The sequence below is a fragment of the Actinokineospora sp. genome, assembly GCF_050699995.1.
Lineage (GTDB): Bacteria > Actinomycetota > Actinomycetes > Mycobacteriales > Pseudonocardiaceae > Actinokineospora.
The window spans coordinates 17137-32080 of the sequence record NZ_JBOHGC010000066.1 but is presented as its reverse complement, the minus strand read 5'-3'; the positions used below and the strand labels follow the sequence as shown (position 1 = coordinate 32080).

14 protein-coding genes are annotated in these 14944 nt (G+C 70.0%); 10 read left to right on the top strand and 4 right to left on the bottom strand.

Annotation, left to right across the window (positions count from 1 at the left end; all coding sequences use genetic code 11):
* Positions 1-382: 382 nt before the first annotated feature.
* Positions 383-751, bottom strand: a complete 369-nt coding sequence (locus ACRDSQ_RS04140) for an AMP-binding protein (protein ID WP_431418897.1) — start codon at positions 749-751, stop codon at positions 383-385.
* Positions 752-1002: 251 nt separating this feature from the next.
* On the opposite strand from ACRDSQ_RS04140, the gene ACRDSQ_RS04135 reads away from it, so the two are divergent.
* Together ACRDSQ_RS04135 and ACRDSQ_RS04130 are read left to right on the top strand one after the other, a co-directional pair.
* The gene (locus ACRDSQ_RS04135) at positions 1003-1491 is read left to right on the top strand and encodes a MarR family winged helix-turn-helix transcriptional regulator (RefSeq protein ID WP_431418895.1); all 489 of its coding nucleotides are present in this window, start codon (positions 1003-1005) and stop codon (positions 1489-1491) included.
* Positions 1492-1563: 72 nt separating this feature from the next.
* Positions 1564-2979, top strand: a complete 1416-nt coding sequence (locus ACRDSQ_RS04130; protein ID WP_431418894.1) for an MFS transporter — start codon at positions 1564-1566, stop codon at positions 2977-2979.
* A gap of 13 nt (positions 2980-2992) precedes the next feature.
* Here ACRDSQ_RS04130 and ACRDSQ_RS04125 read toward each other — a convergent pair whose 3' ends face one another.
* Both ACRDSQ_RS04125 and ACRDSQ_RS04120 read right to left on the bottom strand, forming a co-directional pair.
* Positions 2993-3442: an acyl-CoA thioesterase gene (locus ACRDSQ_RS04125; protein WP_431418892.1), complete on the bottom strand. Its 450-nt coding sequence runs from the start codon at positions 3440-3442 to the stop codon at positions 2993-2995.
* A gap of 13 nt (positions 3443-3455) precedes the next feature.
* Positions 3456-4046, bottom strand: coding sequence for a DsbA family protein (locus tag ACRDSQ_RS04120; protein WP_431418890.1), 591 nt, complete (start codon positions 4044-4046; stop codon positions 3456-3458).
* Between the two features lie 272 nt (positions 4047-4318).
* Here ACRDSQ_RS04120 and ACRDSQ_RS04115 point away from each other — a divergent pair, with 272 nt between their 5' ends.
* Genes ACRDSQ_RS04115 through ACRDSQ_RS04085 form a run of 7 tightly spaced genes read left to right on the top strand, consistent with a single transcriptional unit; the run spans position 4319 to position 12995 of the window.
* A complete protein-coding gene (locus ACRDSQ_RS04115) occupies positions 4319-5629 on the top strand; it encodes a lysine N(6)-hydroxylase/L-ornithine N(5)-oxygenase family protein (RefSeq protein WP_431418887.1) in 1311 nt (436 codons plus the stop codon).
* A 17-nt stretch (positions 5630-5646) separates the two neighbouring features.
* Positions 5647-6009, top strand: a complete 363-nt coding sequence (locus tag ACRDSQ_RS04110; RefSeq protein ID WP_431418886.1) for a cupin domain-containing protein — start codon at positions 5647-5649, stop codon at positions 6007-6009.
* Between the two features lie 3 nt (positions 6010-6012).
* On the top strand, positions 6013-7599 hold the full coding sequence (locus ACRDSQ_RS04105; RefSeq protein ID WP_431418883.1) for a class I tRNA ligase family protein: 1587 nt from the start codon (positions 6013-6015) through the stop codon (positions 7597-7599).
* Entirely contained in the window at positions 7599-8579 is a 981-nt protein-coding gene (locus tag ACRDSQ_RS04100) for a TauD/TfdA family dioxygenase (protein ID WP_431418881.1), read from the top strand. Before ACRDSQ_RS04105 ends, ACRDSQ_RS04100 begins: the two co-directional genes overlap by 1 nt.
* An 11-nt stretch (positions 8580-8590) precedes the next feature.
* The gene (locus ACRDSQ_RS04095) at positions 8591-10501 is read left to right on the top strand and encodes an FAD/NAD(P)-binding protein (protein ID WP_431418879.1); all 1911 of its coding nucleotides are present in this window, start codon (positions 8591-8593) and stop codon (positions 10499-10501) included.
* Positions 10498-11793, top strand: a complete 1296-nt coding sequence (locus tag ACRDSQ_RS04090; protein ID WP_431418878.1) for an ATP-grasp domain-containing protein — start codon at positions 10498-10500, stop codon at positions 11791-11793. Before ACRDSQ_RS04095 ends, ACRDSQ_RS04090 begins: the two co-directional genes overlap by 4 nt.
* Positions 11790-12995 (top strand): MDR family MFS transporter, encoded by a 1206-nt coding sequence (locus ACRDSQ_RS04085; RefSeq protein WP_431418876.1) that lies wholly within the window; start codon positions 11790-11792, stop codon positions 12993-12995. Before ACRDSQ_RS04090 ends, ACRDSQ_RS04085 begins: the two co-directional genes overlap by 4 nt.
* A gap of 63 nt (positions 12996-13058) precedes the next feature.
* Here the strand turns inward: ACRDSQ_RS04085 and ACRDSQ_RS04080 are convergent, their stop codons facing one another.
* Positions 13059-14096, bottom strand: a complete 1038-nt coding sequence (locus ACRDSQ_RS04080; protein WP_431418873.1) for a hypothetical protein — start codon at positions 14094-14096, stop codon at positions 13059-13061.
* A 128-nt stretch (positions 14097-14224) separates the two neighbouring features.
* Between ACRDSQ_RS04080 and ACRDSQ_RS04075 the strand changes: the two genes are divergently transcribed.
* Entirely contained in the window at positions 14225-14935 is a 711-nt protein-coding gene (locus ACRDSQ_RS04075) for a HalD/BesD family halogenase (protein ID WP_431418872.1), read from the top strand.
* Positions 14936-14944 lie beyond the last annotated feature (9 nt).

Sequence of the window (14944 nt, the reverse complement as noted above, 5' to 3'; positions counted from 1 at the left end):
GGCCGGGGATCGGCCGACGCGACCACCGCCGTCGCGGCGCCCAGGGTCAGCGCGAGCGAGGTGACGGAGACCAGGACGGCCCGGGGGACTTTGGAAATCGGGGACATGGCGATGTCCTTCCAATTGCAGGGGGTTCCGGCAAGGAAGTTACGCAGCGGGACCTCGGCCGCGGCTGGAAAGCGAATCGGCTCTTATTCACGGTCCGCTGTGAATTACCGGTCGGCGCCCGCCCACGGAAATGCCGGTAAGCTGGAGTATTCGCCCATATCCGTAGGGTCGAACCGGCTAATGAGAGGTCGCCGCCGATGGCCGTGTTTCATTGCCGATCGCGGTGGTCCACCGCTACGTATACCTAATCCATTCCCACCAATTCGGCGGGCGGTCACTCGGCCAGATAGCGGGCCCGGCAGGTGGATCGGGCGATCTTGCCGCTCGACGTGCGCGCGAGGCTGTCCGGTTCGACGAGCGGGACGGCAACCGCGCCCGCGCGCAGCACGGCGAGGAACGCCACGACGTAGTCCAGGGACTGGTCCACCAGGACCGCGACCGGCTCGCCGCGGCTCACCTGGGTGCTCAGCGAAACCGCGACGGCGGCCACCCGCCGGTCGAGTTCCAGCCAGGTCAGGGAGATCTGGCTGCCGTTGGCCGCGGTGTCGAAGTCGAGGAAAGCCACCGCCGCGCCGTGCGGGTCGAGTGTTGCCCAAGTGGTGAGCTGGCTGGTCAGCGTGGTTGCGGTGGCGACACTGGGCACGACTGCTCCTTTACGGCCGGCGGCGGTGCCGGCCTTTGTTCGCCCGCGATTCGGTCAGCGAAGAATGCGAATCTCGGAAATGTCTGGCGGACGGTAAGGGGCGGCTGTCGAACGTGGCAATGCCCCGGAAACCTGGGGGTGCCGTCGTTGTCACCGGCGGCGTGGTGCCGTCAATTCTTTTGTCAGCATTCCGTCGGTTCCCATGATTCTTTGCGGATAATCCGCGACGGACCTGGTTGTACGCTGGGGGCATGACGGCCTTGAGTCCCACCCGCGCCGAACCGGATCTGTCGTTCCTGCTCGACCACTCCAGTCATGTGCTGCGGACCCGGATGGCCGCCGCGCTCGCCGAGATCGGGCTGACCGCGCGGATGCACTGCGTGCTCGTCCACGCCTTGGAGCAGGAGCGCACGCAGATCCAGCTCGCCGAGATCGGCGACATGGACAAGACCACGATGGTCGTCACGGTCGACGCGCTCGAAGCGGCCGGGCTCGCCGAGCGCAAACCCTCGGCGACCGACCGCCGGGCGCGCGTCATCGCGGTCACGGAGAAGGGCGCCGAGGTGGCCAGGCAAAGCCAGCGGATCGTCGACGGCGTGCACAAGGCGGTGCTCGACGCAGTGCCCGACAGAGACCGTGGGGTGTTCCTTCGGGTCATGAACGCGCTGGTCACCGGCCATTTGGCGACCCCGGCGGAGACGTCTCAGCCCGCCCGCCGAGCCCGGCAGAGCAACAAGTAAGCCCGAAAGAGATCGTCTGCAACAGAACTATCTGCTACGGTTCTTCCTGTGATCCACGAACAGGAGACCGGCATGACGAACACCCTCCGACAGACCCCGTCCCGATCGCGCGGACTCGCGCTGACCGTGCTCTCGACGGCGATGCTCATGACGATCCTCGACGGCAGCATCGTCACCGTCGCGATGCCCGCCATCCAGGCCGAACTCGGCTTCACCGCCGCGGGGCTGAGCTGGACGGTCAACGCCTACCTGATCGCCTTCGGCGGTCTCCTGCTCCTCGCGGGCAGGCTCGGCGACCTCCTCGGCCGCAAGTCGATGTTCCTGGCGGGGGTCGGCGTCTTCACCGCGGCGTCGCTGCTCGCGGGCCTCGCGGGCGACCCCGGCACGCTGATCGCCGCCCGGTTCCTGCAGGGCGTGGGCAGCGCGATGTCCTCGGCGGTGGTCCTCGGCATCCTGGTCACCTTGTTCACCGAGCCGGGGGAGCGGGCCAAGGCGATCGGCGTCTTCAGCTTCACCGGCGCGGCGGGCGCGTCGATCGGCCAGGTCCTCGGCGGCGTGCTCACCGACGCGCTCAGCTGGCACTGGATCTTCTTCATCAACCTGCCCATCGGGCTGGCGACCATGGCGCTCGCGGCCCGCGTGCTGCCGGGCGGCCGCGGGGCCGGACTCGCAGCCGGGGCGGACGTGCTCGGCGCGGCGCTGGTGACCAGCGGGCTGATGCTCGGCATCTACACCGTGGTGAAGATCGAGGAGTACGGCGCGACGGCCGCGCACACCCTCGGCTTCGGCGCGCTGTCCCTGGCCCTGCTGGCAGGTTTCGTCGTCCGCCAGGCGACCACCGAGACCCCGCTGATGCCGCTGCGGATCTTCCGCTCCCGGGTCGTCACCGGCGCCAACGTGGTCCAGATCCTGACCCTGGCCGCGATGTTCGCCTTCCAGATCACGATCGCGCTGTACCTGCAGAAAGTCCTCGGCTACGGCGCGCTCGACACCGGTCTGGCGATGCTCCCGGCGGCGGTGTCGATCGGCGGGGTGGCCCTGTTCGTCTCGGCCCGGCTCAACACCCGTTTCGGCGAGCGCGCCGTCCTGCTGGCAGGCCTCGCTCTGCTGGTCGCGGCGATGGTCCTGCTCGTCGACATCCCGGTCCACGCCGACTACGTGACCGATGTGCTTCCGGTGATGGTGCTCATCGCAGGCGGCGGTCTCGTGCTCCCGGCCCTGACCGCGCTGGGCATGTCCGGCGCGAAGGCGGACGACGCGGGTCTGGCGTCGGGCCTGTTCAACACCACCCAGCAGATCGGCATGGCCCTGGGCGTCGCGGTCCTGTCCACCCTGGCCGCCGCCCACACGCGGGACGGGTTGGCCGCGGGCGCGGGCGAGGCGGTCGCCCTGACCGACGGCTACCGAGTCGCCTTCGGCGTGGCGGCGGGTCTTCTGGTGGCCGCTTTCGCCACCACGGTCGCGGTGCTGCGCCCGGCTCGGGTCTGAGCCCATCGGGCCGTCAGGCGGAACGGGTTGTGGCGGCCGGGATCGGTGTCTCCGCGTAGGGAAGCAGCGCCTCGCGCAGGTAGTCCGGGACGGTGGACACGACCGCCTCCCCCTCGACACCGCGGAAGCAGGCGACTCGCTGCCTGCCCCGGGCGGCGAGGACCTCCTTGCCGTCGCGGGTCTTCACGTAGTCGAAGGTGAACTGGATCTGCGTCCGGGTGATCTCCTCGAGCCGCATTCGCACCGACAACTCGTCGTGCGCCTTGATCTCCGTGAAGTACTCGCACTCCGCTTTCAGCGCGTGCAGGCGCACGCCGTCCGCCGGCAGCGCGGGAACCTCCGCTTCGAGGAACAACTCCCGGCACCGGCCCTGCCAGCGCAGATAGTCCACGAAATGCACATGGCCCACCAGGGTGGCCTCACCGGTGCTGACCGTGAGCTTGTACTCGTAATACCCGGACATCGTCTCTTCCCCGCTATGACAACGGTTCGCGGGCGCGCTTGACTTCGCTGAACTCCCGGACGCCGGACAGCAGGCGCATCGCGTCGAACAGCTGGTCGGCGGCCTCCGGTCCGGGCACCGACGACACCACGGGACCGAAGAACCCCGGTCCGTCGTCGACGGCGATCACCGGGCTGCCGGTCTCGGTGCCGACCCTGGCCTGGCCCGCGTCGTGGCTCTCGCGCACGATCCGGTCGAACTCGGTTTCGTCGACGGCCTCGATGAGGTTCTCGGGCAGGTCCGCCTCGGCCAGCGCCGCGACGAGCACGTCGGTGGTGAGACGCTCGTCCTCGTCGTGCACCCGTTTGCCGATCGCGGTGTAGAGGCGGTCGACGGCGTCCTGCCCGTGGTGCTCGTCGGTCGCGGTGAGGACCCGCAGGGCGGCCCGGGCACGCAGGTGCGCCTGCCGGTAGTTGTCCGGAATGTCCTTGCCCTCATTGAGGATCGCCAGGCTCAGGAACCGCCAGCTCACCTTCTCGTCGCGGCGTGCGGCGACGTCCTTGACCCAGCGCGACGTGCGCCAGGTGAACGGGCAGCTGGGGTCGAACCACACGGTGACGGTCACGGCGCCTCCCCTTCGAGCGTCCAATTGCGAGGGCGACAGTACCGGGGAGATTCCACTGTGGATTCTTCCAGCGTGCGGACTTGACGAGTGGTCCCGCACCGCACGGACGAAGATGCGACGGCCGTCGGCGCGCCCTCAGGATGGCGATCACCCGCAAAAGAGAAGAAGTTCCGCCGGTGGGCGCGGGCTATCGGTGACCAGTCGTGCGGACAGGGAGAGGGATAAATGGGGAACTTCTCGTGGCTCGCCTTCCCGACGGACGGGCCGTCCCGATGAGCGCCGCGATCCGGGACGTGGAACTGCTCGCCATCGGCGCGGGGCCCGCGAACCTGGCGCTCGCCGTCGCCGTCGACGAACTCGCGCCCGACGACCTGGCGGAGAACTCGCTGGTGATCGAACAGGCGGACACCGTGTCCTGGCAGCGCGGGATGCTGCTGCCCGGCGCGCAAAGCCAGGTGTCCTTCCTGAAGGACCTGGTGACCTTGCGCGACCCGCGCAGCCGGTTCTCGTTCGTCAACTACCTGCACTCGGTCGGCAGGCTCAGCGAATTCATCAACATGAGCAGCTTCTGGCCCTACCGAGCCGAGATCTCCGACTACTTCCAGTGGGCCGCCGATTCACTGGAGAAGGTGCGGCTGGAATACGGCCGCCGGTGTGTCGGTGTCGAACCGTGCCGCGACGCGGGCGGGACCGTGACCGGGTGGCTGACCCGGCTGGCCGACGGCTCGGCCATCCGCAGCCGCTACCTCGTCGTCGGCGCGGGCCGGGACCCATACGTGCCCGCCGAATTCGTCACGCTGCCGGGATCCCGGGTCATCCACAGCACCGACTACCTGCCGCGGATCGGCGGCCTCGACAAGGAGGCCCGCTACCGGGTCGCGGTGGTCGGCGGGGCGCAGAGCGCGGCCGAGATGTTCGACGCCGTGCAGGGCGACCTCCCCGGCTGCAAGCCGACGCTGCTGATGCGCTCGATCGGCCTGAAGACCTATGAGAACAGCAAGTTCACCAACGAGTGGTACTACCCGTCCGCGGTGGACGACTTCTTCACCGCCCAGTCGGACGCGCGCGCGCAGATCCTGCGGGAAATGCACATCACCAACTACTCGGGCCTCGCCCCGGAGCTGCTGGACAAGGTGTACCGGTCGCTCTACCTCGACCGGCTCAGCGGCGAGGGCAGGCTCCGTGTGCGCACGATGACCGAGGTGACCGCCGCCTTCGAGGAGGACGACGAGGTCGTGCTGGAACTGACTGACCGCCGCACCGGCGCGGTCGAGGAGTTCCGCTGCGACCTGGTCCTGCTGGGCACCGGCTTCGTTCGCCAGACCCCGGCGCTCGTCCGCGGCCTGGCGAACTCCCTGGGGCTGGGCCGAACCGAGGTGACCAGGAACTACCGGCTGCGCACCGGCCCCGCGATCGGCGCCTGTTACCTGCAGGGCGTCAACGAGGCCACGCACGGCATCAGCGACTCGCTGCTGAGCGTCCTCGCGGTGCGGGCCGCCGACATCACCGCCGACATCCTCGCCCACCGGGCCGCCCCCGCGCCGGAGCCCGCCTCCCGCAAGGCACCCGTTCCCGCCAGCTGAGTCCGGAAGGAGACGTCGTGGAGATCCGCAGGCTCGACCGGGACCGGCTGGGGCCCGACAACAACCACTCGCAGCGACTGATGCCGTGGACGGCGGTCAACGCGCCGTTCGAGGGCGCCTGGTGCGTCATAAAACCGGGCGCCGCGTCGGTGCGCCACGCCCACCACGAGTACGAGATCTTCATCGCGGTGTCCGGCACGGCCGTGCTGGAGTCCGCGGGCGAGCGCACCACTTTCACCGCGGGGGACATCGTCCACTTCCCGCCTTTCGTCGAGCACCAAGTGATCAATGAGACCGCCGAGGAGTTCGAGATGTACACGGTGTGGTGGGACCTTCCGATGTCCGCGACGTTCGCCGGCAGGCACGAGAGCGAGGGCTGACCCATGACCGCGGTCCGCGCCCGCCGCGCCCTCGTCATCGACACTCCACCCACCTCCAACGGCGACCTGCACGTCGGCCATCTGGCGGGCCCGTTCCTCGCCGCCGACGTCCACGCCCGCTACCTGCGTTCCGTCGGCCGCGAGGTCGTGTTCTCCACCGGGACCGACGACAGCCAGACCTATGTGCTCGCCAGTGCCCGCCGCAACGGGCTCACGCCGGAGGAGCTCAGCGGCCGGTCCTGGCAGCAGATCCGGCGGACGCTGCTCGACATGGGCATGTCCCTCGACGGCTTCGCCCCCTACGACGACCGCTACCGCGCGTCCGTGCTCGACTTCGTCAACGCGTTGCACGCCAAGGGAAAGTTCCGGCTGCGCACCGTCGCGCTGCCGTACTCCGAGCGGACCGGCGAGTTCCTGGTCGAGGGGCTGGTCTGCGGTGACTGCCCGGTCTGCCTGGTGCGCAGCCGCGGTGGGCTGTGCGAGAGCTGCGGGCACCCGAACAACTTCGACGAACTCCTCAATCCCAGGTCCACTGTGGACCCGGAAGACGCTGTCACCGCACGCGAGGCCGAGATCCTGGTGCTGCCCATGGAGGAGTACCGCGAGGAGCTGACCGAGTACTACCGGCAGCGTGAGTCCCGCCTGCGCCCGCACACCGTCCAACTGGTGCGCGAGGTCCTTTCTCGACCGCTGCCGGACTTCCCGATCACCTACCCGATCAGCTGGGGCATCCCCGCTCCGTTCCCCGAGACCCCCGGCCAGGTCCTCAACGCCTGGGTGGAGGGAATCCCAGCGGTCATGTACTGCACCGGGTACGCCGCCGAGCAGCTCGGCGAGACCCACGCGGCCGACGACGAACTGTGGCGCGCCGAGCACGACGCCGAGGTCATCTACTTCATCGGCTTCGACAACGTCTACTTCTGGGGACTGACCCACGTGGCACTGCTCATGGCGCACGAAGGCCGCTACGTGCTGCCGGAGGCGATCATCTCCAACGAGTTCTACGAGCTGGAGAACGAGAAGTTCTCCACCAGCCTCGGCCATGTCGTGCACAGCAAGGACTTGCTCACCGAGGTCTCCCGCGACCTGATCCGGTTCTATCTCGCGGTCAGCGCACCCGAGCACCAGCAGACGAACTTCGGCCGCGACGCCCTGGCCAAGGTCACCGGCGACCGGCTGGTCGACCCGTGGAACCGGCTGGCGGGCCTGCTCGGCGCGTCGGTGGCCGGGGCCGGACTCGACAGCGTGCCGCTCCCGGTCTCGACGGCGGCCAAGGAACGGGCGCGGATCGTCCTCGCCCGGTTCCGCACCTGCTACGAGTCGGAGTCATACAGCCTGACCCGGGCAGGCACGCTCATCGTGGACCAACTCGCCCGGCTCGGCCGCGCCGCGGCGGCGCTACCGGAGTCCACAGTGGACAAGGAGCGGCTCGGCGACCTCTTCTTCGAGGTGCGCACCCTGCTCACCGCGGCCGCGCCGATCCTGATCGACCTCGCCGAGGCGGCCGGTGTCGGCCACCGGTTCACCGTCGACGGCGACACGGTCACCGCGTTCGCGCTTCCCTTACTCGAGCGAGCGGTGGTGCGCTGATGTCGGTCACCACGGTCAGTCCCGCGCCCGCGCCGCCACTGGCCCGCGCGGACGCCGACGAAGTGCTCAAGCTCGCGCTCGACCTGTGCGTGTGGGGCACCGAGCAGGTCGACGATCCCGAGTGGGTCGCCGCCGTCCGGCACGCCGGGGTCGCGCTCCCGCCCGCGCTGCGGCGCACCCTGCGGCGGTTCCGGCGCGACTCCGGTCCGACCGGCACCCTGCTCATCCGCGGCCTGCCCGTCGACGGCGACGCACTGCCACCGACGCCGAACGTGAACGGCTCGGTCCAGCGGATCGTCACCGTCCCGGCCGCGGTGCTGATGCTCGCCGCGTGCGAACTCGGCGAACCCGCCGCGTTCCAGGCGGAGAAGTCCGGGGCCCTGGTGCAGGACGTCGTCCCGGTGCCCGGAAAGGAGACCTTCCAGGGCAACGCGGGCTCGGTGCTGCTGTCGTTCCACAACGAGAACGCCTTTCACCAGCACCGGCCGGACTACGTCATGCTGCTGTGCCTGCGCCCCGACCACGACGGCGTCGCGGGGCTGCGCACCGTGTGCGTGCGGCAGGTGCTCGCGCTGCTGGGCGAGGAGACCCGGCAGGCGCTGTTCAGCCGGGAGTTCGTCACCGACCCGCCGCCGTCGTTCGGCCAGGGTGGCGGTGCGACGGCCCCGCACGCGGTATTCCGTGGCGCGCCGGAGGATCCCGACATGCGGGTCGACCTGGCCGCGACGACCCCGCTGACCCCCAGGGCCGCCGCCGCGCTGGTGGAACTGGCCCAGGTGTTCGACCGCACCGCGACCGTCGTCCGGCTGGCCGCCGGTGATCTGGCCATTGTGGACAACCGGGTGGCCGCGCACGGCCGGACCGCGTTCCAGCCGCGCTACGACGGCGCCGACCGCTGGCTGCAGCGCACGTTCGTCGCCACGGACCTGCGCCGCTCCCGTGACCACCGGCCGCACGACGGCTACGTGCTCGACCGGTAGCGGAAGTGGACATGACCGTGAACCCCTACACCGTGGTCATCGTCGGCGCGGGCCCGCGCGGGACCGGCATCCTCGAACGGCTGCTGGCCAACGTCGGGGAGATCCCGCTGTCGCGGCCGCTGCGGATCGACCTGATCGACCCGTTCCCGCCGGGCGGGGGCCGGGTGTGGCGCCAGGAGCAGTCGTCGCTGATGTGGATGAACGCGTTGGCGGGCAACGTCACCATGTTCACCGACGACACCGTGCGCTGCGCGGGGCCGATCCGGCCGGGGCCGTCGCTGAGCGAGTGGGCGGCGGCCGACGGGACGCACTGGGACGTGCTCGGCATGAGCTTCGCCAGCAGGCAGGTGCAGAGCCACTACCTGTCCTGGGTGTTCGACAAACTCGTGGCCGACTGCCCGGACGGCGTCACGGTGACCGTGCACGAGACCACGGCGATCCGGCTCACGGGCGGCCAGGACTCGCGCCAGCAGGTGTGGCTGGCCGACCGGGCCGAACCGCTCGACGCGGACGTCGTCGTGCTCGCCCTCGGCCACCAGGAGGCCGGTCCGAGTGAGGAAGACCTGCGGGTGGCCGGTTTCGCCGAGCGGCACGGCCTGCGCTATCTGCCCAGCGCCTACACCGCCGACGCCGACCTCTCCGGGTTCATGGCGGGGGAGAACGTCGTGCTGCGTGGCTTCGGCGCGGCCTTTGTCGACGTCATGGCGTTGCTGACCGAGGGTCGCGGCGGCGAGTACCGGGTCGAGCAAGGCAGGCTCCGGTATGTCCCGTGCGGCGACGAACCGGTCCTCTATGTCGGGTCGCGGCGCGGGGTCCCGTACCGGGCCAAGATCGCGTACCGGTTGGTCGGCAGGCCCGCGCAGCTCCCGTGGTTCTTCGACGCCGCCGCGCTCGACCGGGTGCTGGCCGACCGCGAGCACCTCGACTTCCGGGCCGACCTGTGGCCGCTGATGGCCAAGGAGATCGGCTGGGGCTACTACCACGAGCTGTTCACCGCGCACCCGAACCGCGTGACGTGCGACTGGGACGAGTTCTTCGCCGGGTTCGCCGCCTACGACTGGGACAGCCCGCCGCTGCGCGAACTGGTCGAGGCCGCGGTGCCCGAACCCGCCGACCGGCTGGACCTGGCGGCGGTGGACCGGCCGCTCGCCGGGCTGCGGTTCGCCGGTCTCGACGAGGTGCAGGCGCATGTGCGCGCCGAGATCAAGGCCGATGTCCGGCGCCGCAGCGAGTTCACCCACAGCGCCGACCTCGGCGCGACCGCCGCCATGCTCTCGGTCAACCGGCAGCTGCGTCAGCTGCGGGCCATCGAGAAGCTCTCCGCCCGGTCGATGGTGGAGGACGTGCACGGCTGGTGGCAGGGGTTCTTCGAGTACTACACCAGCGGCCCGCCCGCCCAGCGCAGCCGCCAGCTGCTCGCCCTGTCCGAGGCGGGCGTGGTGCGCTTCCTCGGCGCGGACATGTGGGTCGACACCGACGAGGAGCACGGCGTGTTCCGCGCGGGCAGCGCGAGCACGCCGGACAGCGTCGAGGCGACCGCCCTGGTGGAGGCCCGGCTGCCGAGCGCGGACCTGAGCACCACGACCGATCCGCTGCTGCGCGGGCTCTACGACAGCGGCGAGGCCACCGACGACGTGCTGGCCGACGAGGACGGGTTCGAGCACAGCTCCGGCCTGCTCCTGGTGTCCACAGCGGACTTCCGGGTCCTGGACAAGGCGGGCCGCCCGCACCCGCGGCGATACGCGATCGGCCCGTTCACCAACGTGCGCCACTTCGCCGCGTTCGCCACCCCGCGGTCCAACGCGGTGTCGTTCCGGCAGAACGACACGCTGGCCCGCGGCGTGCTGGCGGTCCTCGCGGGCGACGACGGTTTCGAGTACCCGACCGAGCGGCACACCGTACACAAAGGACTGAAATTATGAACGCCACGCCACGCCCGCCCGCCGTCCTGTTCATGGGTGACCTCGTGATCGTCGCCCGGCAGACCAGGCTCATCACCGAGGCGCACCGCCGCGGGTACGCGCCGCTGCTGGTCGTCACCCCGTACACCGACCCGGCCCGGCTCGCCGAACTGCGCGCCGACCCGGAGCACCCGCTGTCGAAGCTGGCCGACGTGGTCGAGGTCGAGGACGCGAAGGTGGACTACGTCGTGCCCGGCATCCAGCCCTGGCTGCGCCGCTACGACGTCAAGGCCGTGCTGTGCATCGGGGACTTCTTCGTGGAGCCGGTCGGTGTCGTCGCCGACTGCCTGGGCGTGCCGGGCGCGGGCTCGGCGTCGAGCCGGATCAGCCGCAACAAGATGCTGCAGCGCACCGCGCTTCCCGACTTCTCACCCGCATTCCAGGTCATCACCCCGGCCGATCGCACCGCGCCCCTCGCGTCGGACATCACGTTCCCGGTTGTGGTGAAGCCGGTGGCCCGGTTCTCCAGCCTCGGTGTCCGCCAGGTCCACAAGGCCGCGGACCTGCCGGGCGTGCTCGCGACGTACCCCGAGGACGAGACCGTGCTGGTCGAGAGCCGAGTGGTCGGACCCGAGTTCTCCGTCGAAGCCCTGACGCAGAACGGGAAAGTGCTGTGGTCGGGGGTGACCGCCAAGCGCACCAACGAGTCCGGCGGGATCTTCTTCACCGAGATGGGCCACACCTCGCCCGCCGAACTGTCCGACACCGACGAGCGCGCGCTGGTCGAGGCGAACGCCCAGGTGCTGCGCCGGCTGGGTTTCCGCGACGGCATCTCGCACGCCGAGTTCCGGCTGTCGGCCGACGGCCCGGTGATGATGGAGATCGCCACCCGGCTGCCCGGCGACGGGATCACGTTCCTCTGGGAGTTGGCGACCGGCGAGCCGCTCGAACCCGCCATGCTCGACCTCGCCCTGGGGCGGCCCACGGCGTACCCGGCGCCGCGGCGGCGGGCCTGCCAGGTCTACCTCGACCACCCGTTCGGCCCGCTGCGCGACGTCACGAGCACCGGTGCCCCCGTGTCCTGGGTGACCCGCGACGACAGCTGGCCCGCCTTCACCCCGCAGGCGCCCGACGCGCCGGCGAAGGACCACGCGGTGCTCGTGACCGTGGTGGAGGGCGAGGTTCTCGGCCCGCAGACCGACTCGGAGGCCCGGTCGGCGTCGGTCGTGTTCGACCTGCCCCTCGACGAGGCTGCCGAGCCGCTCGCGAAGCTGTACGCCGACACGGTGTCGATCACGGTGGACACGCCATGAGCAGGCTCGGGGTGGCGGTCCACGACCGGTTCGGCGGGCTGCCCCGGTCCTACTGGGTGCTGTGGGGCGGCACGCTGGTCAACCGCCTGGGCACCATGGTCCAGCCGTTCTTCGCCTTCTACCTGGCTGGTTCCCGAGGCCTGTCCCTGCCCGAGGTGGGCGCGGTCCTGACCGTCTTCGGCGCAGGCGCGTTCTTCTCCCAGCTGCTCTCGGGCGCTTTGGCCGACCGCTATGGCCGCCGGATCACCCTCACCGGTGGAATGCTGGCCACGGCGGCGATCATGCTGACCCTGGCCTACAGCGACAGCCTGCCGCTGATCATCGCGTGCATGTTCCTGCTGGGCGTGGCCATGGAGGTCTACCGGCCCGCCTCCAGTGCCCTGGTCGGCGACATCATCCCGGTCAAGGACCGCACGCGGGCGTTCGCGCTGCTGTTCTGGGCGGTCAACCTGGGCTTCACCGGCGGCATGCTCACCGGTGGGGCGCTGGCCGGGAACGGCATCCTGTGGCTGTTCTGGATCGACGCGGTCACCTGCGTGGCCTTCGGTTTGCTCGTGTGGTTCGCCGTGCCCGCGTCGCACGAGCGACCTCGCGACTCGACCCGGACCGGTTCGTTCCGGGAGGTGCTGAGCGACCGGGTGATGGTGGTCTTCACCCTGATCACGCTGGCGTACGCCGTGGTCTACCACCAGTCGATGATCACCCTGCCCCTGGCGATGAAGGCCGACGGGCTTTCCCCTGTGGCGTATGGGATCGCGCTGGCGGCCAATGGTGTCGTCGTCGTGCTTGTGCAGCCGGTGGTGGTGAACTGGCTGGGCAAACACGACCACAGTGTGGTCGCGGCGGTGGGCATGACGATGGTGGGCGTGGGTTTCGGGCTGACCATGTTCGTCTCATCGACGGCGGGCTACACGGCGACGGTGGTGGTGTGGTCGCTCGGGGAGATCGTGGTGACCGGCGTGAGCGCCGCGATCGCGACGAACCTGGCGCCCGCGCACCTGCGTGGGCGGTACATGGGCGTGTATGGGTTCGCGTTCTCGCTGAGCAACCTGATCTCACCGGCGATCGGGATCTGGCTGTTGAGTTTCGGGCCCGCGGTGCTGTGGGCGGCATTGGCGGCATTGGCACTGGTCGCATCGGTGGTGCAACTGGCCATCGCACCGGAGATCAGGCAGCGGACCGACCACCTGGTCTCGGTGTAGGAGAACGCGACGGGCAGAACCCAACCCCACGGGTTCTGCCCGTCGCCCTCGGTGGGGGAGCGGCTAGCCGCCGAGCAACAACCCCACCCGCAAAGCCGCGGCGAGCACATCGTGATCCCCAGTCCGCGCATACACCTCAACGGCGGTATCGGCGAACTTGATGACATGCTCGTCGCCGTTCGCCGCGGCCCGGCCGAGCACCTCCACCGACGGATCAGCCACATCCGGAGCAACCGGCAAGGACTCCCGAGGGGCCCCGACCGGCGGCGCATAGGTCGCGACAAGCGCCGCACTCGCCGCCCAAGCGGCGCCCAGACTCGGCGCCCACAACTCCCGTGGCAGCGCCGGAAACGCGTTCAGCACAGCGTTCGGTGCCGTCGCCATGTGCACCAGCAACACCGGACTCCCATGCCCATGCGTCAGATACTTCAGCGTCGCCGCCGTCACCAGGTCGGTGAGCCGCGCCCGGGCGTCCTCCGGGTCCGCCGCGGGCCGCAGCGCCGCCAGTGATCCCGTGAACTCGGTCCCGAGCTGCCCGAACCGGACCGCCACCTGCCCCTGCTGGCTCGGAATGCGCTGGATCGCCTCCAGCGCCTCATGCGAGCCCAGCGATCCCGCGGGCGCGGTGAACCCCGGCACGCCGGTCGACCGGGCCGCCCACCACGCCAGCCCATGCGCGAGTTCGGTCAGGGCGGCCGGGCTTTCGTCGCCCGCCAGCAGTGTCCGGAGGGCGTGGCTCACCCGGATCACGCCGTGGGTCGCGCCCGCCACGATTCCCGGCAGCAGCCGCGGCCACCAGACGGCCGGCACTTCCCGCCAAGGGTGTTCGCGGAGCTGGTCCTTGAAGTAGCCGACCCAGTCGCCGACGCGGCCGAAGTCGCTCAGGGCCGACCGCCAGTTGGCCTCGGTGATGCGCTCGGTCGGCGCGGGCAGTGCGTCCAGCCTGGTGATGTAGGCGTCGAGCCAGCGGGGGACCAGGTCGGCGTGACCGCGTCGGACCAGGACCTCGGCGGCCATCGGGCCATGGTTCGACAACTCGTCGCCCCACTCCGGGCCGGTGCCGTGCAAGCGGTCGTAGGCCTCGTCCAGGATGTCGTTCACGACCCGGACCTCCTTGTCCATCGAGAGATTCCCCTTGCACCCCAAGGTACAGGGACATCACCCCTTTGCCCGATGGCGGAAACCCGCTGCCCCGATACGCTCCGCGGGACTGCGACGAAGGGGCGTGCATGTCGACGGGGTTCTCCGCGGTGTCCGACCTGGTCAAGGCGGGCGCCGAATTCCATCGGCTCGGGTTCGTGAAAATCCCGTCTCTGGTGCCGACGAGAACCAAGCAGGCCGTGGCCGACGAGGCCCGCCTGCTGGTCGACGAGCACGGCGTCCGCCGTGAGTTCGCCATGGCGCAGACCGATCGCACGCCCCGCCGGATGCGCAACGTGCGATATGCCGAGATCGTGCGCCACGGCTCAGTGGTACCCGCGGTGTACGACCGGCCTGACCTGCGCGCCGCTCTCACGGCCATCGCGGGTGAGGACGTGCTGGCCTGCCCGTATGAGCCCGAGCGGTTCGTGATCACCGAGCTGACCGAGTCCGGCGACACGCATGGCTGGCACTGGGACGACTACAGCTTCGCCCTCGTCTGGGTGATCGACTGTCCGGCGCCGGAGTTCGGCGGGTTCGTCCAGTGTGTGCCGAACACGCTGTGGGACAAAGGCAACCCGCGGATTCACGAGCAGTTCATCGCCAACCCCATCCACTCGTTCGGGTTGGCCCCGGGCGACCTCTACCTGATGCGCACCGACACGACGCTGCACCGGGTGTACCCGATCACGGGTGGCCGTCGCCTCATCGTGAACATGGCGTTCGCGGCGCGTCGCGACTTGGCCAAACCGGTCAGTCACGAGACCATGGAGACGCTCTGGTCCCCACCACGCACCTGAAAGTCCATA

What these genes read in the sequence shown, in the direction of transcription:
- ACRDSQ_RS04100 (WP_431418881.1), top strand. Translation starts at nt 7,599, where the DNA reads ATGTCGGTCACCACGGTCAGTCCCGCGCCCGCGCCGCCACTGGCCCGC.
- ACRDSQ_RS04135 (WP_431418895.1), top strand. Translation starts at nt 1,003, where the DNA reads ATGACGGCCTTGAGTCCCACCCGCGCCGAACCGGATCTGTCGTTCCTG.
- ACRDSQ_RS04130 (WP_431418894.1), top strand. Translation starts at nt 1,564, where the DNA reads ATGACGAACACCCTCCGACAGACCCCGTCCCGATCGCGCGGACTCGCG.
- ACRDSQ_RS04105 (WP_431418883.1), top strand. Translation starts at nt 6,013, where the DNA reads ATGACCGCGGTCCGCGCCCGCCGCGCCCTCGTCATCGACACTCCACCC.
- ACRDSQ_RS04075 (WP_431418872.1), top strand. Translation starts at nt 14,225, where the DNA reads ATGTCGACGGGGTTCTCCGCGGTGTCCGACCTGGTCAAGGCGGGCGCC.
- ACRDSQ_RS04125 (WP_431418892.1), bottom strand. Translation starts at nt 3,442, where the DNA reads ATGTCCGGGTATTACGAGTACAAGCTCACGGTCAGCACCGGTGAGGCC.
- ACRDSQ_RS04085 (WP_431418876.1), top strand. Translation starts at nt 11,790, where the DNA reads ATGAGCAGGCTCGGGGTGGCGGTCCACGACCGGTTCGGCGGGCTGCCC.
- ACRDSQ_RS04095 (WP_431418879.1), top strand. Translation starts at nt 8,591, where the DNA reads ATGACCGTGAACCCCTACACCGTGGTCATCGTCGGCGCGGGCCCGCGC.
- ACRDSQ_RS04090 (WP_431418878.1), top strand. Translation starts at nt 10,498, where the DNA reads ATGAACGCCACGCCACGCCCGCCCGCCGTCCTGTTCATGGGTGACCTC.
- ACRDSQ_RS04115 (WP_431418887.1), top strand. Translation starts at nt 4,319, where the DNA reads ATGAGCGCCGCGATCCGGGACGTGGAACTGCTCGCCATCGGCGCGGGG.